The organism is Collinsella intestinalis (assembly GCF_902501455.1).
Lineage (GTDB): Bacteria > Actinomycetota > Coriobacteriia > Coriobacteriales > Coriobacteriaceae > Collinsella > Collinsella intestinalis.
Map to the genome: position 1 here is coordinate 14,590 of NZ_CABWIC010000030.1, position 21,667 is coordinate 36,256.

General features: G+C 62.6%; 16 protein-coding genes. 8 read left to right on the forward strand and 8 right to left on the reverse strand.

Annotated elements, in window-relative coordinates:
- Positions 1-6: 6 nt before the first annotated feature.
- Together AOBCEHNH_RS07150 and AOBCEHNH_RS07155 are read right to left on the reverse strand one after the other, a co-directional pair.
- Positions 7-888 carry a branched-chain amino acid ABC transporter permease gene (locus AOBCEHNH_RS07150; RefSeq protein ID WP_118271942.1) on the reverse strand — a complete coding sequence of 294 codons (882 nt, stop codon included), beginning with the start codon at positions 886-888 and terminating at the stop codon, positions 7-9.
- 126 nt (positions 889-1,014) lie between these two features.
- Positions 1,015-2,199: an ABC transporter substrate-binding protein gene (locus tag AOBCEHNH_RS07155; protein WP_152063727.1), complete on the reverse strand. Its 1,185-nt coding sequence runs from the start codon at positions 2,197-2,199 to the stop codon at positions 1,015-1,017.
- Positions 2,200-2,525: 326 nt separating this feature from the next.
- Between AOBCEHNH_RS07155 and AOBCEHNH_RS07160 the strand changes: the two genes are divergently transcribed.
- From AOBCEHNH_RS07160 to AOBCEHNH_RS07170, 3 genes are all read left to right on the forward strand, one after another.
- Entirely contained in the window at positions 2,526-3,848 is a 1,323-nt protein-coding gene (locus tag AOBCEHNH_RS07160) for a homoserine dehydrogenase (RefSeq protein ID WP_152063728.1), read from the forward strand.
- A gap of 285 nt (positions 3,849-4,133) precedes the next feature.
- Complete coding sequence (locus tag AOBCEHNH_RS07165) at positions 4,134-5,126, forward strand: calcium/sodium antiporter (protein WP_152063729.1); 993 nt, start codon at positions 4,134-4,136, stop codon at positions 5,124-5,126.
- A gap of 207 nt (positions 5,127-5,333) precedes the next feature.
- Positions 5,334-7,850, forward strand: a complete 2,517-nt coding sequence (locus tag AOBCEHNH_RS07170; RefSeq protein ID WP_152063730.1) for a DEAD/DEAH box helicase — start codon at positions 5,334-5,336, stop codon at positions 7,848-7,850.
- 58 nt (positions 7,851-7,908) lie between these two features.
- Here AOBCEHNH_RS07170 and AOBCEHNH_RS07175 read toward each other — a convergent pair whose 3' ends face one another.
- Genes AOBCEHNH_RS07175 through AOBCEHNH_RS07185 form a run of 3 tightly spaced genes read right to left on the reverse strand, consistent with a single transcriptional unit; the run spans position 7,909 to position 12,093 of the window.
- On the reverse strand, positions 7,909-9,285 hold the full coding sequence (locus AOBCEHNH_RS07175) for a CapA family protein (RefSeq protein ID WP_193221222.1): 1,377 nt from the start codon (positions 9,283-9,285) through the stop codon (positions 7,909-7,911).
- Positions 9,278-10,168: a spermidine synthase gene (locus AOBCEHNH_RS07180; RefSeq protein WP_152063732.1), complete on the reverse strand. Its 891-nt coding sequence runs from the start codon at positions 10,166-10,168 to the stop codon at positions 9,278-9,280. The genes AOBCEHNH_RS07175 and AOBCEHNH_RS07180 overlap by 8 nt, the downstream gene beginning before the upstream one ends.
- A complete protein-coding gene (locus tag AOBCEHNH_RS07185) occupies positions 10,165-12,093 on the reverse strand; it encodes a tRNA uridine(34) 5-carboxymethylaminomethyl modification radical SAM/GNAT enzyme Elp3 (RefSeq protein WP_152063733.1) in 1,929 nt (642 codons plus the stop codon). The genes AOBCEHNH_RS07180 and AOBCEHNH_RS07185 overlap by 4 nt, the downstream gene beginning before the upstream one ends.
- A 123-nt stretch (positions 12,094-12,216) precedes the next feature.
- Here AOBCEHNH_RS07185 and AOBCEHNH_RS07190 point away from each other — a divergent pair, with 123 nt between their 5' ends.
- From AOBCEHNH_RS07190 to AOBCEHNH_RS07205, 4 genes are all read left to right on the forward strand, one after another.
- Positions 12,217-13,050 carry a class I SAM-dependent methyltransferase gene (locus tag AOBCEHNH_RS07190; protein WP_152063734.1) on the forward strand — a complete coding sequence of 278 codons (834 nt, stop codon included), beginning with the start codon at positions 12,217-12,219 and terminating at the stop codon, positions 13,048-13,050.
- A gap of 46 nt (positions 13,051-13,096) precedes the next feature.
- Positions 13,097-13,933, forward strand: a complete 837-nt coding sequence (trmB, locus tag AOBCEHNH_RS07195; protein ID WP_226803347.1) for a tRNA (guanosine(46)-N7)-methyltransferase TrmB — start codon at positions 13,097-13,099, stop codon at positions 13,931-13,933.
- A 442-nt stretch (positions 13,934-14,375) separates the two neighbouring features.
- A complete protein-coding gene (locus AOBCEHNH_RS07200) occupies positions 14,376-17,159 on the forward strand; it encodes a DEAD/DEAH box helicase (RefSeq protein WP_152063736.1) in 2,784 nt (927 codons plus the stop codon).
- A 391-nt stretch (positions 17,160-17,550) separates the two neighbouring features.
- Entirely contained in the window at positions 17,551-18,189 is a 639-nt protein-coding gene (locus AOBCEHNH_RS07205; protein WP_226803348.1) for a C39 family peptidase, read from the forward strand.
- Here the strand turns inward: AOBCEHNH_RS07205 and AOBCEHNH_RS07210 are convergent.
- From AOBCEHNH_RS07210 to AOBCEHNH_RS07220, 3 genes are all read right to left on the reverse strand, one after another.
- The gene (locus AOBCEHNH_RS07210; RefSeq protein ID WP_193221223.1) at positions 18,186-19,610 is read right to left on the reverse strand and encodes a serine/threonine protein kinase; all 1,425 of its coding nucleotides are present in this window, start codon (positions 19,608-19,610) and stop codon (positions 18,186-18,188) included. The genes AOBCEHNH_RS07205 and AOBCEHNH_RS07210 overlap by 4 nt on opposite strands.
- A 93-nt stretch (positions 19,611-19,703) precedes the next feature.
- Positions 19,704-20,123 carry a helix-turn-helix domain-containing protein gene (locus AOBCEHNH_RS07215; RefSeq protein ID WP_152063738.1) on the reverse strand — a complete coding sequence of 140 codons (420 nt, stop codon included), beginning with the start codon at positions 20,121-20,123 and terminating at the stop codon, positions 19,704-19,706.
- 190 nt (positions 20,124-20,313) lie between these two features.
- Entirely contained in the window at positions 20,314-21,051 is a 738-nt protein-coding gene (locus AOBCEHNH_RS07220; protein WP_226803349.1) for a DUF4190 domain-containing protein, read from the reverse strand.
- A 192-nt stretch (positions 21,052-21,243) separates the two neighbouring features.
- Between AOBCEHNH_RS07220 and AOBCEHNH_RS07225 the strand changes: the two genes are divergently transcribed.
- The gene (locus tag AOBCEHNH_RS07225; protein ID WP_152063739.1) at positions 21,244-21,606 is read left to right on the forward strand and encodes a NifB/NifX family molybdenum-iron cluster-binding protein; all 363 of its coding nucleotides are present in this window, start codon (positions 21,244-21,246) and stop codon (positions 21,604-21,606) included.
- Positions 21,607-21,667 lie beyond the last annotated feature (61 nt).

Here is a 21,667-nt window from a genome sequence, read left to right on the forward strand (position 1 = left end):
CATCGCCTACACCTTCTCCGGGACGTACTTACCGAACAGACCCGCGGGTTTGACCAGCAGTACGACGATGAGCACGCCGAACACAATGGAATTCGCAAGGCTCGTGGAGATGTACGCCTGCGCCATGGCCTCGATGATACCGAGCAGGATACCGCCGACGAAGGCGCCGGGGATCGAACCGATGCCGCCGAACACGGCGGCCGTGAATGCCTTGATGCCGGGCATGGAGCCCGTGGTGGGCTGCAAGACTGGCGAATAGGAGCACAGCAGCACACCGGCGATGGCGGCGAGCGCGGAGCCAATGGCGAAGGTCATGGAAATGGTGCGGTTGACATTGATGCCCATGAGCTGCGCGGCGGCCTTATCCTCAGAGCAGGCGCGCATGGCCTTGCCCATCTTGGTCTTGCCGGTGAACCACATGAGGCCCGCCATGATCACCAAGCACGCCACGACGGTCACGATACCGACCGCGGAGACGTTGTAGGCGCGCAGGGCCTCGGGCACCTGGAAGCTCACGATGGACGTGAAGTTCTTGGGCGTGGCGCCCCAGATGAGCTGAGCGGCGTTCTGCAGGAAATACGAGACGCCGATGGCGGTGATGAGGACGGCAAGCGGGCCGGCCTGACGCAGGGGCTTGTAGGCCAGACCTTCGATGAGAATTCCGAGCGCCGTACACACCGCGGCGGCGGCGAGCACCGAGACGATAGCGGGCAGACCCATGTAGGAGGTCACCACAAACGAGATATACGCGCCGATCATGATGACGTCACCGTGGGCGAAGTTCAGCATCTTTGCGATGCCGTAGACCATGGTGTAACCGAGTGCGATGATCGCGTACACGCTGCCCATGGTGAGGCCATTGGCGAGGTATTGCAAAAAGACCGTCATGCGCGAATCCCCCTTTCTTCGCGTGAAGGGAACCGGAGTTCCCGCAACCAAAAGCAGGGACAAAGCGTCCAAGCCCTGCCCCTGCGTCGGGTTCGACGTGTGTTTACGGACGTTATCGGGAGCACCTTACGCCAGGACGTACTTGCCGTCCTTGATGACGTACACGGTGGTCTCCTTCTCGACCTCGCCCTTGTCGTTCCAGGTGAGCGTGCCGGTAAGGCCCTCGACGGTGATCTTGGTCATAGCCTCGGGGAGCGCATCGGCGACCTCCGCCGGATCGGTGTCGGCGCCGAGACCGATTTCTGCGAGCGCCAACGCCACGGCATGCACCGAATCGTAGGCGTCGGCAGCGAACTGATCGGGAACCTCGCCGTAAGCCTCCTTGTAGGCAGCCACGAAATCGGCGTTCTCGGGATCGTCCGCGGAAAACGGCGTCATGAGGTACAGCCCCTCGGCGAGCGCGGCGTCAAAACCCTCGACGCCCAAGATGCCGTCCATACCGTCGCAGCCCATGACCTTCACGTCGTAGCCCATTTCGGAGGCATTGGTGAGCATGACCGAGGCAGGGGTGTAGTAGATCGGGGCGTAAATCAGCGTGGCGCCGGCGTTTTTGGCCTTCGTGAGCTGATTGGTGAAACTCGTGGCGGAATCGTCCTTGAAGGTTTCCTTGTCCACGATATCGAGCTTGAGCTCCTCTGCCTTCTCGAGGAAGGCGTCGTGAACGCCCGCGGAATACGTGTCGCCGGCGTTATGGAAGGTCGCGATCTTCTCATTCGGGAAGTTCTGCGCGAGCCATTCGGCGGAGTGGACGCCAATCGCAGGGTCGCTGTAGCACGCACGGAACACGACGGTCTTGCCGTCCGTGACATCCGGGGCCGTGGCGGAAGGCGTGAGCATGAACAGATGGGCGTTCTCGGCCTCCTGGGCGACCGCCAGCGAACATCCGGTCGTGGTGGGACCCACGAGAACCTGCATGCCCCAGTCCGCCAGGCTGTTGAAGGCGTTGACGGCCTTCTCGCCATCGGCGACGTCGTCCTCAGCCTTGAAGACGAGCGGCAGCTCGTCGGTGGAGAAGTCCTTGCAGCCCAGCTCTGCACCGCCGGTGACAGAGGTGCCATAAGAAGCGGCAGGGCCGGTCAGCGGACCCATGGAGCCGATCTTGAACCCGGCGGAATCGGAGCCGCCGTCTGCGGCCGAGCCGCCATCGGAGCAGCCGCTAATAATGGAACACGCCCCCAGACCTGCTACGCCTGCGATAACGCTCCTGCGATTCATAACAGGATTGAATGACTTACCGGTGAGGCTCGACATGCGGCTCTCCTTTCAAATGCGGCCCGTCATGGTGCACGGGCGATGTAGCTGCCCTCATGGCGATTTGCCAGCAAGGTTGCTTCAGCTTACACGCTTTACCAAAGAAAAGCGCCGTAGGGGCCACTCGAAATCTCGGCGAAACAATTCATGCCTTCTGCCCGCGAGCACTCGCCACTTGCATGACCCACGCCCCACGTACCCGCTTTTGTGCTAGACGCCACCCGCCTCGCGCTTGACCGTTCGCGTCTCAAAGCGAGTAGAATGCTGGGAACACAAGCACACCCAGCCCCACAAGGCGGCACGCCCGGGGAGAACAGGAGCCTTCCATGCAGCCGAGCACCCGCACCGTCAACGTCGGCATCATCGGATTGGGCACCGTGGGCGGGGGCGTCTATCGTCTCATCACGACTCACGCCGAGCGTTATCGTAAGAACCTCGGCATCGACTTGCGTATCGCACGCGTGTGCAACCGCAGCGAGAAGCGTGCCCACGAGCTCGGCATCGATCCCGAGCAGTTCACCTCGGACTGGCACGACGTCGTGTCCGACCCGTCCATCGATATCGTGGTCGAGGTCATCGGCGGAGAGCATCCCGCGACCGAGATTTTCGAACAGTCCTTCGCTGCCGGCAAACACGTGGTGACGGCCAACAAGGCCCTGCTCGGCCGCCATATGGAAAAGCTCTCCGCCGCTGCTCGCGCGGCCGGCGTCCAACTTCGCTGCGAGGCGTCTTGCGGCGGTGGCATCCCCATCGTGAACACGCTCGAACGCGACCTCTCCGGCAACGAGGTCATCACCGTCGCCGGCATCGTGAATGGCACCACCAACTACATCCTGTCGCGCATGGCCGAGGAGGGCCTGGGTTACGAGGAGGTCTTGGCCGACGCCCAGCGCTTGGGCTACGCCGAAGCCGACCCCACCGCCGACGTCGACGGCCTTGACGCCGCCAGCAAGATCGCCATCCTCTCCTCTATCGGGTTCGCCACTCGCATCACCACCGATGACGTGCATGCACAGGGAATCCGCGCAATCTCCGCCCAGGACATCGAGGTCGCTCGCAAACTCGGCTACGCCATCAAGATGCTCGCCATCGGCCACCGTACGGGCTCGGGCATCGATGTGCGCGTGCACCCCGCCATGATCCCCGCATCGCACCCACTCGCCGGCGTTTCGGGCGCGATGAACGCCGTGTACGTCGTGGGCGACGCCGTGGGCGAGACCATGTTCTACGGCGCTGGCGCGGGCGCCTTCCCCACCGCGAGCGCCGTGGTGGGTGACGTCCTAGCACTCGCAGAGCCCCTTTCGGTCGGTACGAGCCCGCTTCCCGAGCCCGAACCTTTCAAGCGCGAGCTTGCGATCCGCGATATCCGAGACCTCTCGACCCGGTATTACGTGCGCATCGTCCCCGGTGACACGGGCGATGCCCAAGCGCGCGCCGAAGAGGTCCTTACGGAGCACGGTATCGCGACCGAGCAGGTCATGGAGCTCGAAGACGGGTCATTCGCGCTCGTCACGGGAGCTGTCTGCGAGGGAGCCATGACGAATGCGCTCGCAGAGATGGCTCACGGCGAAGGAGCCGTGCGCGAGGTGGCCAATGCCATCCGCATCGAGGACATGGCCGCCTGGACGGAAGGCGTCGAGGCGAATTAAGACGCACGTGGCACGAACCGCGAATCGCATCCGTCGCGAGCCAGGAACATGTTCGCCGCAGTGAAGCCTTTACTTTGCGCACGGTCTCTTGACCCGATTTTTCTTGCCAAGGGGTTATTTTTCACGGTAATCTAAATCATCGCGCCTGTTAATCGATGGTATAGACGCACATTTTCCGCTCTTGGACCCAAGTGTGGCGATTGCCGGCGCCCGTCGCAGACCAGCGACGGGCGCCGGCCGTTTAAACGGGCGCACCGTAGTATCACGCGATCAAGAAAGACCGACATGCTTTTGCAACTCTTCCTCATCATCGTAGGATTCGCGCTCCTCGTCTGGGGCGCCGACCTGCTCGTCAACGGCTCCAGTCAAATCGCCGCGCGCGTGGGCCTGCCCGACCGCGTTATCGGCCTCACGGTCGTCGCCGTGGGCACCGCCATGCCCGAACTCGTGGTGAGCGTAGTCTCGGCGATCGACGGGCATGCCGATATGGCGTTCGGCAACGTCGCCGGCAGCTGCCTGGCGAACCTCCTGCTCATCCTGGGTATGAGCGCCGTCATCACGCGACTGCCCCTCGCACGTCACACCCAGCGCTTCGAAATCCCCGTGAGCGTCGCCTCCGTGCTGCTGCTCATGCTGCTCGCCAACACGGGCGGAGAGCTCACCGCCCTCGAGGGCATCATCCTGCTCGTCGTCTTTGCCGCCTTCATGTCCTACACCGTATTCTTGGGTCTGCGCGAGGGCGATAGCGGCCACGACGACCTCGACCCCGAGACGCAACTCGAGCCCCACGAGCTCGAAGATGACGACGCCGACGCCGATGAGCCCCGAGGCATGCTCGTGTCCATCGCGCTCGTGCTGTTCGGCATTGCGCTGCTCAAGTTCGGCGCCGACTACGTGGTCAACAACTCCGTGACCGTCGCCACTGCCTTGGGCATCAGCGAGCGCGTCATCGGCATCACCATCATCGCGCTGGGCACGTGCCTGCCCGAGCTCGTCACCTCCGTCGTCGCTGCGTTCAAGGGCAACACCGATATCGCCGTCGGCAATGTCGTGGGCTCCAACATCACCAACGTCCTGCTGGTCATGGGTGTGCCGGCGCTGTTCTCCCCCGTTGCCTACGCCACTGGGTACAACCTCGATTTCGCCCTGCTCGCCATCTTCTCCATCATGCTCGTGGGCTTTGCCTTTGTGGGCACCAAACACACCATGACCCGCCGCGAGGGTGTCATCTTCGTGTTCCTCTACGTCATCTACATCGTGGCCTCCACCGTGCTGTAGGACGCCGACTCGCACCGATTGAGTGCGCGGGCGTCCCGCATGCATCGCCCGGCAGACCGGACACTTCTCGCAGACCAGACCCGTGAACCCCAAGTTCGCGGGTCTTTTCATGGCACTCGATGCACCCCTTGCGCTCTATATTCTAGAACATATGTTCTGTTTTGTGCTATACTCTTTTTCCCAAGATTTGGACGGGAGGGGGCCAACGTGAACGCATTCAACCGCTATGCGCCTTTTATCCAAGACTTCATCTATGCCCATGACTGGGAGAACTTGCGCTCCATCCAGGTTGCCGCAGCGGACGCGATCTTCAATACCGAAGACAACGTCCTGCTCACCGCATCGACGGCGTCGGGCAAAACCGAGGCGGCCTTCTTCCCCATCCTCACCGAGTTTTGGGAAAACCCACCGGCAACCGTCGGAGCCCTATATATCGGCCCGCTCAAGGCCCTCATCAACGATCAGTTCCAGCGACTCGACGCCCTTTGCGAGGAAGCGGACATCCCGGTCTGGCGATGGCACGGAGACGTCTCCTCTTCCCACAAGGCGAAGCTTCTCAAAAAGCCGAGCGGTATCCTGCAAATCACACCGGAATCGCTTGAGGCGCTACTGCTCCACCGTCACGCGGCGGTCGGGCGTCTGTTTGGCGACCTGCGCTACGTCGTTATCGACGAAGTTCACTCCCTGCTGCGGGGAGATCGCGGTGGACAGGCCCTCTGCCTCATAGAGCGCCTATCTCGCATGGCGGGAGTCAATCCTCGGCGTATCGGGCTATCGGCAACCATCGGCGACCCCGAGCGCACGGGAGCCTTCCTCTCATCTGGCACGGGAAGGGGCTGTGTCATCCCGCGCTTCGAGGAACCACGCCGCACATGGCGTCTATCCATGGAGCACTTCTATATGGCCGGGCCACAGGCGCCGGAGCGAGCCGTCGAGGCCCTTGGAGCGCTCGAAGCCGATGTGGTGCATGGCGGTAACCCGCATGAGCCCTACGCGGATGACGAGGTGCGCATCGATGCGCTTCCCAGCGGAGAAATCATGGCCCGAACTGACATCGCGCCACAGGAAGCCGATCCGGGCCTCGGCTACATCTTCGAGCACACGCGCGGGCGCAAATGCCTCGTCTTCGTCAATTCCCGCGAGGAAGCCGAGGCCGTCTGCTCGTGCCTGCGCTCGTATTGCGAAGCCCAACACGAGCCCGACCGCTTCCTCATCCACCACGGCAACCTCTCTGCTTCATATAGGGAGAGCGCCGAAGAGCTCATGCGCGATGACGAGCAACGCCAAACAACCGTCACCACCGCGACCCTGGAACTCGGCATCGATATCGGTCGGCTCGAGCGGGCCTTCCAGATCGACGCGCCATTCACCGTGTCGAGCTTCTTACAGCGGATGGGGCGCACAGGCCGGCGCGACCTGCCGCCTGAGATGCACTTCGTTATGCGAGAAGAGCAACCTGAGCCGCGAGCGATGCTGCCCGAGACCATTCCCTGGAAGCTGATCCAGGGAATCGCCTTGGTCCAGCTTTACCGCGAAGAGCATTGGGTCGAACCCCCGGCGCTCGACCGCTTGCCCTACAGCCTGCTGTATCACCAGGTCATGAGCACACTCTCGAGCTGCGGCGAACTCACGCCAGCAGAACTCGCGAACCGCGTGCTCACCCTCTCGTACTTCCATCGCATCAGCGCCGACGACCTGCGCTGCCTGCTGCACCACCTCATCGAAACAGAGCACATCGAGGTCACCGAGGGAGGGGGCCTCATCGTCGGGCTATCCGGGGAGCGAATCACAAACTCCTTCAAGTTCTATGCGGTGTTCCAAGAAAACGAGGAATTCACCGTACGATGCGAATCCGCGGAACTCGGAACGATTGTGAACCCGCCGCCTGCAGGGGAACGCATCGCTATTGCAGGCCACTGCTGGCTTGTCGAAGAGGTTGATTGGAAGCGGCATCTCGTTTACTGCACCCAGGTGAAGGGTCGCGTTCCCGCCTATTTCGGAGACTGCGCGGGCGACATCGACACCCATGTGCTCGAGCGCATGCGGCGCGTACTCGAGGAGAACGATGTCTATCCATATCTGATGGGCAACGCCCGCGCACGCCTCGCGCAGGCGCGCCACGTCGCAGCCAACGCGGGGATAACCGGCAGGAACCACGGTTCAATCGCCGTATGTGCCAAAAACCACATCGATGATGCCGAGGATATCTGGGAGGCCGATGAGCACGGCGCGATTCATTGCGTCGGCTCCGCGGTCGCATCAGTTGACACACGGACCCCAGACGAGGCGCGTATAGCAAACGAGACCGAGACCGTCCCGTCAATGGGAGCAGGACCCCTCATCAACCTGGGCGGAGACACATGGGCGCTCTTCCCATGGCTGGGTAGCTACGCATTTCTCGCACTCGAACGGCTGCTCAAAATCAAATGCGCAGCCGAACTGGGAATCAAGGGGCTCGATCCGTCCCGCCCCTATTTCATGCAGTTTCGCATGAAAGCGGATGCGCGCACGTTCTTCGAGGTGGTGGCAGCCGAAGCCGAAATGGACTTCGACCCAATCGAGCTCCTATATCCCGGCGAGGTCCCCTATTTCGACAAATACGACGAGTTTTTGCCCGCCGAGTTGGTCCGCAAGGGCTTTGCCGAAGGCGTGCTCGACATAGATGGCATGCGTCGAAGGGTCGTCGGCTGGCGCGATGCGATGATGCGAGGAAGGGAGTTGTAGTACCGAGAGAGCGCGAAGCAAGATGCGGAGAGGCGGAAGCAAAGATCAATCGATGGGGCTACAGCGGATTGACCTCAAGCAGCAGAGACGATGACGCACGGTCATATGACGCGCCGAGGACTTTCGACGCAAAGTCATGGCAACCGGCCACCGCGAACGAGGGGAAATCCTCAGTTGTCTCCACGTTGTTCCCGCCCGCGAGCTCGTCACTGTAGTCGGCGAGACGATAGACTCGCATCCCCGTATCCGATCGAGATGTCTTGTGCATCACGGTCGGCTGGATGGAACACGAGGTGATCGCGCATACATTGCCGATCTTCTCCACCGTGAGACCAGCGAGACCGCCAACGGTCCGAGGCGCCTCCATCTGACGTGAGATGAGATTGCCAAGCGACCAGAAGACTGGCACACGCCGTCCATCCGGTCGATGCATCAATTCAACGGGCTGCAAAACATGCGGATGCGTTCCGATGATCGCGTCCACCCCCGCCTCAATCAGACGAGAGGCGAGACGTCGTTGCGCCGCATTCGGCTCGTAGACATACTCAGTCCCCCAGTGAGGACAAGCGATGACGATGTCGGCACCCGCCTCGCGAGCACGGGAGACATCCGCCGCGAAATTCGACCTGTATAAGCTTTTGACGCAATACGGATGCTCAGCCGGCATGGGGATGCCATTGGTGGTCTCTGTGTAGTTGAGAATCGCAACCGCAATGCGACCGCGTGTGACGATATACGGTCTATCTGCCGCTTCATTCGAATCGGCAATGCCCGGCACGAACATCTCAGGATGCCTTTCGCGCCAAAAACGCAGGGTCGCTTCAATCCCCTCGAAGCCCTTGTCGAGCGCATGGTTAGTCGCAGCGAGAGCGACATCGATGCCGGCGGCCGCTTCGGCATCGCCAAGCTCCTGGGGGCTGTTAAAGGTCGGGAAGCCAGATAGGCCCATCTCCACCCCGCCCAGCACCGTCTCCTGGTTGACTATCGCTATGTCGGCAGATTTGAACGTAGGCGCGATCGCGCTGAAAAGATGGTCGTAATTGCGCGTGCCGTCGGCGCGCTCGCCGCTCATCCAAATGCCACGATGCGCCAAGACGTCTCCGCCCATGACGATTGAGATACGATGCGCGCCTCGTTCGCTGTCCTGAATCGTCGCAAGCGAGGCGTGGCCCGCAGCGCCGAAGTCGCGCGACCCCGCCTCACCGGGGAGCCCCGAACAACCCGTCGCACATGCTGCCACAACCATACCGAATCCCGCTACGGCGGTTGCCAGGAAGCGGCGACGGGTCATGCCGGCGGCAAGTGCAGACCCGGGCCGTTCGTCCATCGCAGAGTGAGTGGATGACGCACACGCAGGACCGTCCTCACGGCCAAATCGGGCATCGGGGCGGCAGGGACCGAAATGGGACCCAAAAAGGGCCTCGTTCTTAAACATCGCGCATGACCTCGCCGTACAAGGCTTCATCGAGAGGCAGTTCGCCATGGAAGGAATACGCGCCGTCGGTTGCGATGAGCAGGTAGTTGTCCTCGGCGCCAAACGCGACATCCTCGCAAGGGACCACATGGACATGCGAGAATACCGCTGCAGCGGTCGCCACGGCGTCGCGGAGAAAATCGATGTTCTCCCCACCCGCGGAACTAACGACATTCGCCAGGTACAAACCTCCGGGATTCAGGCAGACCTTGACCTGGCACAGGGCTTCCACCGTGGCGAGAGCGCGAACGGGCTCGCAGCCCGCAAAGCAATCATTCACAACCGCATCGTAGCGTGTCCCCTCGGCAAGGGCCTGGGAGATGAACGTGCGTGCGTCCGCCGTGATCAGACGCAGCCGATCGGCAGCGATGCGCTCGAGCTCATCGAGGAAAAACCACCGGCGAGCCAGCCTCGTAATGGAGGGGTCGATTTCAACAACATCCATATCGAGGGCCGGATGCGCAGTGAGCGCGTGCTTGGGATACGCGTATCCGCCACCGCCCATCACGAGCACGCGATCGATGCCGCCACCCGTTGCCGCGCGCTTGGACGCCTCGGCATCGAACATGCGGTCGAACGCCCGGTAGTACGCAAACACCGGCTCAAAGCGCCGCTCATCCAAATACGTGGCGCTCTGATACACGCCGCCCTGCTGGAGAACGCGAACCTGGTTGCCCGCCTCATCTCGAACCTTCTTCACCCGCGCCATGCCCGACTTGGTGCGCACGAGCTGCAGGCATTGAGACCCTACAAAAATCGCCGCCGCGCCCACGGCGACGGCGCCGAGGGCCACCCCCGCCGCGATTCCGGCGCCCGCAGAAGCGTTCGAGGGCTTTTGAGTCATGAGAGCTCCTTTTGCTGATACAGGCCATGGTCGATGAAGCCGAGATGACGATAGTATTCACGTGTGCCCACCGCGCTGATCACATTGAGACGGCTGTAGCCCGCCTCGCGAGCGATCTCGGAGGCCCGCTCGATGAGTCGGCGGCCCAAGCCCAGATGCTGGGCAGATGTTCCACCCGCACCGAGCTGCGTGGCCATGCCGTACACATGGACCTCGCGAATCATCGCCTCACCGGGCACGACGGGCAGGCGCCGGCCTCCAAAGCAGGCCGCCTCGGATTCAAGGCCCACCTCGCAGGGAGCGGAAAACAAGCGCACATACTCCTCGTCCGGCAGAGACAGGCGTAGGAAACCCGCGATACGGTTTTCGGGCGTCACCCACTGCAGGAAGTGCTCGCACGTGTTCGATGTCCCATACGAGACGTCCTCCATGCGCAGCGCATCGACAGGAACTTCGCCCGTAGCGACCTCGCGAAAACGAATCTCCTGGATGCCGCGCACATCCCCCTGAGAACGCAGGCGGTTCTCGACGAGCTGACGAAGGTTCGGCTTCTTGTTCCCCGCCACGATGTCGTGCGATGAAAAGTCACGGATCATGCGGGAGATCCGGCAAAACGGAGGGGTTGCGGCGACGTCGCTTACCAGAATGTCGAGCAACTCCGCCTCGGAATAGGGCGCCCATTCCCCCGCCTCGAAGCGCTCCTGCAGTCGGGCGCCCTCGATAAGCGCGCACGGGTAGAGCTTGATCTCGTCGGGCTGGAACGGCAAGCCTCGCACGAGGCGCAGATAGTCGTCCTTATCCCGTTCCGGCGTAGAACCCAGCAGGTTGACCATCGCGTGCGCGTGGATTTTGAACCCGAACACGCGCAGCAGCTCGAACGCCCGCTCGATCTGGGAGACCTCGATACCGCGATCGTTCGCATCCAAAACCGCCTGGCCAAGGGACTGAATGCCCATCTGCACCTTCGTGCATCCAAGGCGGCGGATCATCGTCAGCGAATCGGGGGTGATGGCGTCCGGCCGCGTTTCCACCACAAGACCAACCACGCGGCAACGGGCGGTTTCGTTCTCGCGCTGCAACCGCTCGAGCTCATCGAATGTGGCGACTTGCTCGGCTGCGACGGCGCGCCAAGGAGAACCGGCTCCGTAGTGCTCGGAAAATGCCTGGTTGTAAGAGCATGCATGCTCGTCCAGCCGGCGCTGGATATCTTCCGCCGCTCGACCGAACTGCGAGCCGTCTTGGGGGAATCCGAGCGTTCGGTATAGCTCTCCCCGTTCCTCGGCACTCGAACGGGTGAGGACGCAGGGCCGCTCATCATCTGACGAGCGCGCGGTGGAAGCGCACGCCCCGTCCACAGCGGGCACAAACTCGTTCAGCGCGCGGAACATCTCCGCGATGAACCACACCTGATAGCCCCGCGGATAGTCGCTCCACGTTCCGCCGAGCACGATGAGCTCGATCTTGTCGATGGCGTGACCCATCTGGCTGAGCGCGGTCAGGCGCGAGGTGACCTGCAGATACGGATCGAACCAGTTTTGCTCGGCACGCTCGCACGCAGGCTCGTTATGCAGATAGCTCTTAGGCATGCGGATATCGTTCGGGCAAAACAGGCAATCACCGCCGCACGGCCAGGGCTTGGTGATGACCGTGATGGTCGCCACGCCCGAGGCGCTGCGTCGCGGCTTCATGCGCAAGACGGAAAGGAGCTGCTTTTCAAGCTCGGGGGTCACGCCCCACGACTCCCAGCGAGCACGGTCATCGCTCTTCACCTGCTGGTAAAACGGCAGCAAACGTCGCTTGGCGAACGCGCGCTTGTCTGAGCCGGAACGACGCGCCGCCGCGTGCCCCATCTTGAGCAAGGTGCGATCGTCGACGTTCCGGCCGGCACGCAGCTCTTCGAGTATGTCGAGAATAATCTGTTCCATGGGCCCATTGTATATGAGCCCCGCGCCGCCGCCCCAACGGATGCAAGCCGAGCCACATTGTCGTCCCTGTGTTCCGCTTTACAATAGCCGTACCGATATGATCGCATTTTTGCCGGGAGCCCCATGGACCTCACCACTGCGCACGAACTCATCGAGCTCAACAACCGCTTTTACGCCGAGCACGCCGCATCATTCTCCGCAACGCGCAGCGCGCCGTGGGAGGGTTGGAATCGCGCGGCCGAGCTCTTGACGCAGCTCCGTTGGCCTCGAGCGCACAACGGCGGCGCCGGCTGCCATTCGCCGCTCGTCCTCGATCTCGCCTGCGGCAACCTACGCTTCGAACGGTTCCTCCTCAACGCCTTTCCCGACGTCGATCTCCGATTCCACGCGGTCGATGCCTGTGCCGACCTCGCGAAAGACGCCTCCCAGATCCCCGGCGCGGACTTTTACGAGATGGATGTTCTCGGAAGCTTTCTAGATGACTGGGCACGGCTCGGCGACCTTGGACACACCGTCCCGAATCGCCGACTCGCCGACGCCGGCATCCCCGAGTGCGATTTGGCCGTTTGCTTTGGTTTCATGCATCATGTCCCGGGGTTTGACATGAGGGCGTCCGTGCTCGACGCAATCGTTGAGCGCACCGCGCTCGGCGGGGTTGCGATTGTTTCATTTTGGCAGTTCATGCGCGATGAGAGACTGGCGCGCAAGGCCCTCGCGGCCGATTCCGCCGCCCGCGAGTCCGCGTCAAGCGGCACGTTCCCGCTCGACGAAAACGACCACTTCCTCGGCTGGCAATCCGACCCCTCCCCCTTGCGCTACTGCCATCATTTTGACGAATCGGAAATCGACGAGCTTGTAGCATCTGTGGGAACATGCGCCCGCGAGGTCGCGCGCTACTCCGCGGACGGGGGCTCTGGTACCCTCAATCGGTACCTCATGCTCGAGCGATTCGCATAATTAACCCGCTCCGACCAGAAGCTCCAATCCCATCCGAGAGGCCCCCATGCACGCACGTATGCCCAAGAACTTCGTCCTCGACCAGCGCATCGAGCGCGCGTCCGACGCCATCGAGACCGGCGCTGCGGCGTACCGGGGCCGTTGGGCCGAAGCATGCTGCCCGCTCATTCCGGGCGGTGTCGAGCGCTTCGATCATGTGCATCTCGATTTGGGCTGCGGCAAGGGCGCTTATATCGCCGCCATGGCGCAGCGCCACCCCGACACCCTGTTCATCGGCATGGACAGCGAGCCCGTGTGCGTTGTGCACGCAGCCCAGCTCGTTCTCGACCTGGGCCTTAAAAACGCGCTGGTCATTCCCGGCGATGCCGCCAACCTCGCCGGAATCTTCGCACCCGGCGAGCTCTCGAGCATCTCCGTCAACTTCCCCACGCCCCATCCCAAGCGCCGCCATGCGCGACTTCGCGTAACCACGGCCGAACATCTCGACGGGTATCGGTCGCTCATCGCCGAGGGCGGCATGCTCACGCTTCGCACCGACAGTCTGCCGCTGTATGAGTATTCGTTGCCGCAGTTCAAAGCCATTGGATGGGAAGTGGCGTGCGCCACGCATGACGATCGCACCGCCCATCCCGAGCAGCCCATCACCGAGTACGAGCAGCGCCTCACCGAACAGGGTGCGACTGTGCACGCGGTCTATGCGAGGCCCGCGAGCAAGCCGGCCACCCCCGAGCAGCTCCAATCCGCTCTCGATATGCCCCAGAGCCTCATCGACTATCTGCCTGAGGACCTTTTCGCCGAGGGCTATATCCCGTACGGCATGAGCTACGCCGTCGACAACCTTCGAAATCGTCGCCAACATCTCGCAGCGCGACAAAATGTATAAATCCATTACCTATTAAGCTTCCGCTGCATATCTTTTTCTCGTTTGCCGCGTAATGGGCGTACGTTTTCCCGATGATGGTCAAAATACCCTGATTGTGCGGCGAAGCTGCGCACGCCGCGCAACAAATGCCCAGGATTCGATCGGGCGACCGCGTTGGCAACGACCGCGCTGAAACGGACTGCCCGTCAGGCGATATCAAAACCCCAGGATTTTTCTAGCGGTAGGGATATACATGCCTCCCGACGGGGCTCGCTCAGCGCACAATCAGGGTATTTTGGCCACTTCAGTGATTTCGTATATTTAGCGACCCCCTATCGAGGCCTGAACGGCTCGCTTTTACACTCCGAACCACCAACAACCTGCACCCAGCACTCCAAGCGCACGTCCAACACGCCGCGTTCGGTCATAATAGGCACAGCAGCATCGACGAAACGGAACGCATATGCCTGACACGACCAACTCCACCGACCCCTTTGCCCACGGCTCCCTGGGCTCGCTCGCACCTAGCTGGTGGGAGCCGGAATCCGATGAAGCCGAACAGGCCTTGGAGCCCGAACCCTGGCTGACACCTGAAGAGGCATACGAGCGATTCATGGAATGGGTCTCCTCTCGCGGCATCGAGCCCTGGGGACACCAGGAAGATGCATTGTTCTCTCTGGCCGCGGGCAGCAACGTAATCCTGGGCACACCCACGGGCTCGGGCAAGTCGCTGGTCGCGCTCGGCATGATGTTCATGGCCATGGCCAGCGGACAGCGCGCATACTACACGGCGCCCATCAAAGCTCTCGTTTCCGAGAAATTCTTTTACCTGGTCGACATCCTCGGCCGCGACAACGTGGGCATGATCACCGGCGACTCGCACATCAACACCGGCGCCCCCGTCATCTGCTGCACCGCTGAGATCCTTGCCAACCAAGCGCTGCGCGAGGGCGAAGACGCCGATGTGGGCTGCGTCGCCATGGACGAATTCCATTTCTTCTCCGACCCCGACCGCGGTTGGGCCTGGCAGGTCCCGCTGCTCACGCTGCCCCACACGCAGTTCCTGCTCATGAGCGCCACCCTGGGCGACATGACCGCCATCGGCGATACCCTCACCCGCACCACCGGCCGCGACCTGGAGCTCATCGCCGACGCTCCGCGCCCGGTGCCCCTCTCCTACGAATACGTAAAAACCGCCCTGGAAGGGACGGTTGAACTCGCGCTTCGCCAAGGCGACTCACCGCTTTATATCGTGCACTTCTCCCAGGACGCGGCCCTGCAATCCGCCCGCGCACTGGCGAGCTACGGCGTTGCCAGTAAAGAGCAGCGCGAGGCGATCAAGGAGGCGATCAAGGGAGGGCGCTTCACCACGGCGTTCGGCAAAACACTCAAGCATCTCATCTCGAGCGGCGTGGGCCTACACCACGCCGGCATGCTACCCCGCTACCGCCTGCTCGTCGAGAAGCTCGCCCAGCAGGGCCTTCTTCCTGTGATCTGCGGCACCGACACACTCGGCGTGGGCATCAACGTGCCCATCCACACCGTCCTGCTCACCGGTCTTACGAAATTCGACGGCTACAAGCAGCGCCGTCTGCGCTCGCGCGAGTTCCACCAGATCGCCGGGCGCGCGGGCCGCTCGGGCTTTGACACCGAGGGCGTGGTCATCGCCGAGGCGCCGGAGTTCGAGATCGAGAACCATAAGGCCGAGCTCAAGGCCATGGGTGACCCCAAGAAGATGAAGAAGCTCAAGAAAAAGCGCCCGCCGGAGGGCTTTGTCACCTGGAACGAAGACACCTTCACCCGTCTGATCGAGAGCGAGCCCGAGACCCTCAAGCCCCGTCTGCGCATCACGCACTCCATGGTGCTCGCGGAGGTCGAGCAGGGCGGCGACGCATGGGAGCGTGTGCTGACGCTCATCGACGCATCGCTTCAAACCCCTGAGGAAAAGGCCAAGCTGAAGGGCCGTGCCGCCGAGATCTTCGCCACGCTCATCGACGCTGGTGTCGTGGTCCGAGAGGCTTGCGGGGCGGACGCGGATGCCGATAACGGCAACGTCGATTCGATTCCTGCGGTCTCGCTCACCGAGGCACCCGAGAACCTGGAGGAGCTCAGGGCACTCGACGCCGAGCGCGATGAGGAGGACGGCGCGAATGACGAGGTCAGCCGCGTGATCGTCGAGGAGGGCACCGCGACGGGCCACCCCCTCGACGGGGCGGCGAACTACTTCCTCACGGTCGACCTGCCTGAGGACTTCGCCCTCGACCAGCCGCTCTCGCCGTTTTTGCTCGCGGCGCTCGAGCTGCTGGATCCGGAGAGCCCCACGTACACCCTCGACCTCATTTCCATGGTTGAGGCGACGCTCGAGGACCCCAAGCAGATCCTGCGAGCGCAGGAACGTCGCGCCCGCGATGCGGCGATGAACGCCATGAAGGCGGAGGGCGTCGACTTTGAGGAGCGCCTCGACCGCCTGCAGGACGTCACCTACCCCAAGCCGCTCGAGGAGATGCTCGACGTTGCGTTCGCCACGTACTGCGCGCAGGTCCCGTGGGCAAACGATTACGAGCTCAGCCCCAAGTCGGTCCTGCGCGACATGCTCGAGACCGGTTGCGACTTTAAGAGCTACATCGCGCAGTACAAGATCGCGCGCTGCGAGGGCATCCTGCTGCGCTACCTCACCGAGGCATATCGCTCGCTCGACCGCACCGTCCCGGTGGAGCGCCGCACCGAGGAGCTCGACGACATCGTGTCCTGGCTGGGACTTGTGGTGCGCTCGGTCGACTCGAGCCTTGTGGACGAATGGGCCAACGCGGGCATGAAGCCGGGTGCGGCACCCATCAAGCACGGTGACGAGGTGGTTGCCGATCGTCGCGGCATGACGCTCATGGTTCGCAACACCCTGTTCCAGCGCGTGCGACTGGCCGCCCTCGACCGTGCCGACGCCCTCGGCGACCTCGACGTCGACTGGGGCTTCGGCGAGAGCCGTTGGGCACGCGTGCTCGATGCATTCTACGAAGCACACGAGGACCTGCTCATCGACGCCGATGCGCGATCCGCCGCGTTCCTCGAAATCGACGAATCGGACGAGCAGACCGATCACGTCTGGCACGTGCACCAGGTATTCCACGACTCGGACGGCGATCACGACTTTGGCATCATGGCCGACGTCGACCTGGACGCCACGCAAGACGGCGACGGCATCGTCTTCAAGAACTACCGGGCCGGCGTGATCGAGGACCTCGTTCGCTAACCCCTGTTCCTTCCATCGATTCTCCTGTGCATCGCCGGCCCGCTCTCATTGGGCCGGCGATGCGCCGTATTAAGTCATTTTTAACCTCCCGTTAAGCACCGTGACCAACCTGTCACGCAGGCGTCACGGGAACGCATGGGGCTCTCTTCATCATGGTTGGCATAGCAAGCATCCAAGGAGTTGAGCCATGGGTATCTATGGGAGAAATGACGACCGGCGCCCTCTTAGGGAATTTGACGGACCCCTTGAGGGAGGCAGATTCCGAGCCGATCACGGGACACGGCAACGACGTGCCGCTGCACCGCAGAGAACCGGCGCACCTCAGCGAAAGCTCGCCGCGGCCAATCGAAGGCCCGGTACGGCGCCGAGAGCACGGAGACCCAAATCGCGCATGGGAAATATGGCGATCATCGGCCTCGGCATCGTAATCGCCTTTGTTCTCGCAGCCCAATCGCTCACGCAGCAGAATGTTGGAACGGGCCGAAGGAACGCATCACCTCAAGAGGAAACCGCCCACTCGACGCCGACGCACGCCTGGCGCAAGGGAGAGGTCCCGTTCCTGTACCAAATCGACCCCCAATGGTCCGACGAACCCTATGCGGGAGGAAACATCCACGAGAACGGATGCGGCCCGACCTGCCTTTCCATGGTCTACATATCGCTCACGGGAAAGACCGACCTCGACCCCGCGGCAATGGCGCGCTTCAGCGAACAAAACGGCTTCACCGTCGACGGCATGACGGCATGGGTGCTTATGACGGACGGCGCGACGATGCTCGGCCTTCGCGGTACTGAACTCTCTGCAAGCGCCGACGTCGTCCGTGTCGAGCTCGAGGCGGGGCGGCCGATCATATGCAGCGTGCGACCCGGCGACTTTACCAGCACGGGGCATTTCATCGTGCTCGCAGGCCTAACCGACGATGGGCAGGTCATGGTGCGCGACCCGAACAGCGCGAAAAACGGCGATCATCCCTGGGACCTCGACCGGATCCTTGGCCAGTGTGCGAACCTGTGGGCGTTCAGCTCCTAGATGAGCCCCGCAACCATGCCGAACACCATGGGCACCAAGATTCCCACCAGGAATGCCGCGGCGGCGCACATCGCCTCCTTGCGACGATCGATGCCGGCGAGGCCCGGTATGTGCGCCCGTAAAAATCGCTTGTCGCTCAGCAGATAGGCCAATGCCCCAGGGGACACCATCCCCACGCCTACATATTCAAGGACCCTGAACCATAGGGGAAGTTGGGCATCATGGGCATTGGGAGAGACGATGGCCATCACGGACCCAATAGCCAGCAAGGCGCACCCCGTTGCCAACAGCGCATTCCACACCGCCAAAGGCATTCGCATCAGACGCCGATGTTTCGTGGAGAGGGACTCGAGCATCGCCCACCCCTTGGACGCAATCGACCTTGAAGCGCGTTCCGTGCGCGACGAGGGAATCGCAGACGAATCTGACCGGGCGTCAACGCGGCCCATCTCCGCATGAGCCGCGAGATGTTGGGCATCGGCGTTCCGGACGCGCTCGGGACCGACCGAGAAAGAGCCCCCACCGCCACGGAAGACCGCCTGCCCACAGATCTCGGCACACAGCAGGGCGCCCTCCACGGCATCACCCAGCGCACGGGCGCTCTCATAACGGCCATCCGGATCAAAGGCGCAGGCACGACATATCACCTCGCCAAGACCACGAGATATCCCCGCGGCCTCGCAAGCCCTCGCATCGCACACATTGGGAGGATTCTCGCCGACGAGGCAGAAATACAGCACCTTACCCAACGCATACACGTCTGTTCGCTCATCGGTCTGGCCGAAGCCGAACTGCTCCGGCGGGGCATAGCAGCGTGTGAGAAAATGCGTGGTGTCGCAACTCGCGCCATCACGCCACTGACGGGCGGCCCCAAAGTCGATTATGACCGGTTTCCCCTCTCTCATGATCACGTTGCTCGGCTTGAGATCGCGGTGGATCAACGGAGGCTCAAACGCCCGATGCAGCAGTTCCACAGCGTCGCAGAGCCCGGGCATGATCAAGGTGGCAGTCGCCAGGCCAGCTCCGAGCGAGGCGACGAGCTCCATGATCGTGCTGCCCGCGACGTACTCCATGACCACAGTCAGCTCATCGCCTTGAACACCCAGCTCAATCAGCCGGGGAACGCAAGCGGGACATTTCCCTGTGCGCTGCGCATCCCATAGCGCGTGATACACGGCGCCCGCACCGACGACCATGTCGATGCGCTTCCGAATGTAGCGGCCAGGAGCACTCCCCCTGGGTTCGCCCTCGACCAGCTCGGTCGTCTCGAAATCCGATTGCTTGAGCAGTCGCTCCACGCGCCACGTGGTGGCCTGAGCTGAACGCGCGACAAACGCGTCAAGCTCGCGCTGAAAAACGTCGTCAGACAAAACGCCCGCCTCGCTGGAGCCGCTCATCGCCGCACGCGCCCCTTCGGCCACCGACCCTCCATCGCCAGAAGCAAAGGGCGCCCGGCGCTCCGATATGTCACCCATGTGTTTCATGAGCAGCATCATAGCAGCCCGTACGGACGGTTAGCAGACGGTGTTCTCGCCCAAGCGGTACAGCTCCTCGTTGACCTTTTGCAGCGAACAGCCCTGATCGATGCAGAAGATGATGATCGCATCGCGGCGGCACTTAGGGTCGAGCGAGCTCGCGCCCGCCGCCTTAAGCGCCCGATTCGTTTCGCGCAACGACAGCGCCATGGCGAACGCGATCTGCAGCACCTTGTCGCGCGACGGGTTGCGCGCGCCCGTGAATATCTGGTATCCGAAGGTCTCGTTGAGGTCCGCCATACGCACCACGCGCGAACGCTTGAGCCCCTTCTTTTGAAGCATGTGCTCGAGAAAATCCGGGAGCGTGGCAGCTGGAAAATCGTGCGATCCGATAAAGCCGTCGAGGCTCGGCGCCTCGAGCAGCTCCTGCAGCACTTCCTCGGTCAATCGCTCCGTCATGCGTTCCTCCACCACATTTTCCCGTCCTCATTGTAAATGCATTGCGGGCAAAGGGCGCACCCTTCGATTCGCCCCTTGCCCGGCACGTCAAACCATCGGGGCGGTCCGGCAAGCGGACCCCCGCCGGGAATCAGCGCACTCGGGCTGTCCGCCCCTCGACATGGACCCGAGCGCTGCCCGCGCAACCTGCCTACGCGATGCCCCATGTCGCCGCGGGCCCATCCGCAAACGGCGACGAGAAGTACAAGACATTCGCGAGGTCCCCCTCGAAGTACACATAACCGCTCACCGTTCCGCCCGCGGACAGGTCACCGTAAGAGAGCTCTTCGGCCGCCTCGGAATAATACGTCGCATCGCTCTGAACGCCGCTCGCGCTCTCCCCCTTCCAGTCATACGAGTTGAACGAGAGCGCTTCGTCGCTATTGTTCGAATACGTGACGCGAACGCCGGTCACGGTCGTGCCATCGTAGTTGGCCAGACCCGGCACGATCTCGTCAACAGAGATCGTCATGCCGTTCGAGAGCTCGACGGACGCGCCAACCGACAGCTTCTTCTCACTGACAGGCTCGTCGGCCCTGGACTCCCCGGCATCATCGTCCAACGCATCTTCGGCCTGCGATTCCCGCACCGCCTGCGGGCCGTTCATGGCATCGTCAATCGCCGCGCTGTACATACCTTGACTGGCGATAACCGCGACGACCGAGATGACGTTCACGGCGATCGCAGCGATTGCAAGGCCCTTCCCCGCGCGTTTGCCGCGCGTGCAGGCAACCAGGCCCACGATGGCGAGAACCGCCCCGACAAGCGCGGCGAAAAACGACATGTTGTTGATGATCGGCATCAAAGATGTCACGAGTGCGATGATTCCGAGCACCAGGCCGGCGATGGCAAGCCCCGATCGAGGCTGTTTCGGCTGTTCAATTTCCACGTTTTCCCTCCCATTGCAGCGGTTTTTCCTTCAAACCACTTCGGCGACGCCCATTATCTCCACCCCTGCGCGCCATTTCATTAGCTGCGAGCTAAGGGGCGAGGTGAGCCTCTACACGTAAACGAGCTACCATGAGACGAGTCAACACTTTTGCGCGCCGCACGCGCGCTCTCTCGAAAGGCGGTTATTCCTATGAAGCTCGCAGTTCCCTCCGTCGGCGAAGGCGGCCTGGACGCCCAGCGCTCGGCCCACTTCGGCCACGCCGATTGCTTCACGATCCTGAACATCGAGAACGGCGCCGTCGCGCTCGACGGCACCATCGCCAATCCCCCGCATGAGGAGGGAGGCTGCATGCGACCCGTGAGAATCCTCGCCGACGCGGGCATCGACGCCATCGTTGCCGTGGGCATGGGCATGCGCCCCATGCAGGGCTTCGCCGCCGCCGGCATCACTGTCTTGCACGACGCCGAATCCCCCACCGTGGGCGCCGCCGCTGAGCGCGTTGCCGCCGGGCAGCTCGAGGCCATGGGGCCGGAGCACGCCTGCCACCATTAGATGGGCCATCTCGACTGTCTCGGGCCGAGCGCACATTCGCGCTCGGCCCTGTTTTCGATGA

What these genes read in the sequence shown, in the direction of transcription:
- AOBCEHNH_RS07190 (WP_152063734.1), top strand. Translation starts at nt 12,217, where the DNA reads ATGGACCTCACCACTGCGCACGAACTCATCGAGCTCAACAACCGCTTT.
- AOBCEHNH_RS07155 (WP_152063727.1), bottom strand. Translation starts at nt 2,199, where the DNA reads ATGTCGAGCCTCACCGGTAAGTCATTCAATCCTGTTATGAATCGCAGG.
- AOBCEHNH_RS07185 (WP_152063733.1), bottom strand. Translation starts at nt 12,093, where the DNA reads ATGGAACAGATTATTCTCGACATACTCGAAGAGCTGCGTGCCGGCCGG.
- AOBCEHNH_RS07160 (WP_152063728.1), top strand. Translation starts at nt 2,526, where the DNA reads ATGCAGCCGAGCACCCGCACCGTCAACGTCGGCATCATCGGATTGGGC.
- AOBCEHNH_RS07175 (WP_193221222.1), bottom strand. Translation starts at nt 9,285, where the DNA reads ATGTTTAAGAACGAGGCCCTTTTTGGGTCCCATTTCGGTCCCTGCCGC.
- AOBCEHNH_RS07180 (WP_152063732.1), bottom strand. Translation starts at nt 10,168, where the DNA reads ATGACTCAAAAGCCCTCGAACGCTTCTGCGGGCGCCGGAATCGCGGCG.
- trmB (WP_226803347.1), top strand. Translation starts at nt 13,097, where the DNA reads ATGCACGCACGTATGCCCAAGAACTTCGTCCTCGACCAGCGCATCGAG.
- AOBCEHNH_RS07215 (WP_152063738.1), bottom strand. Translation starts at nt 20,123, where the DNA reads ATGACGGAGCGATTGACCGAGGAAGTGCTGCAGGAGCTGCTCGAGGCG.
- AOBCEHNH_RS07205 (WP_226803348.1), top strand. Translation starts at nt 17,551, where the DNA reads ATGGGAAATATGGCGATCATCGGCCTCGGCATCGTAATCGCCTTTGTT.
- AOBCEHNH_RS07200 (WP_152063736.1), top strand. Translation starts at nt 14,376, where the DNA reads ATGCCTGACACGACCAACTCCACCGACCCCTTTGCCCACGGCTCCCTG.
- AOBCEHNH_RS07165 (WP_152063729.1), top strand. Translation starts at nt 4,134, where the DNA reads ATGCTTTTGCAACTCTTCCTCATCATCGTAGGATTCGCGCTCCTCGTC.
- AOBCEHNH_RS07150 (WP_118271942.1), bottom strand. Translation starts at nt 888, where the DNA reads ATGACGGTCTTTTTGCAATACCTCGCCAATGGCCTCACCATGGGCAGC.
- AOBCEHNH_RS07225 (WP_152063739.1), top strand. Translation starts at nt 21,244, where the DNA reads ATGAAGCTCGCAGTTCCCTCCGTCGGCGAAGGCGGCCTGGACGCCCAG.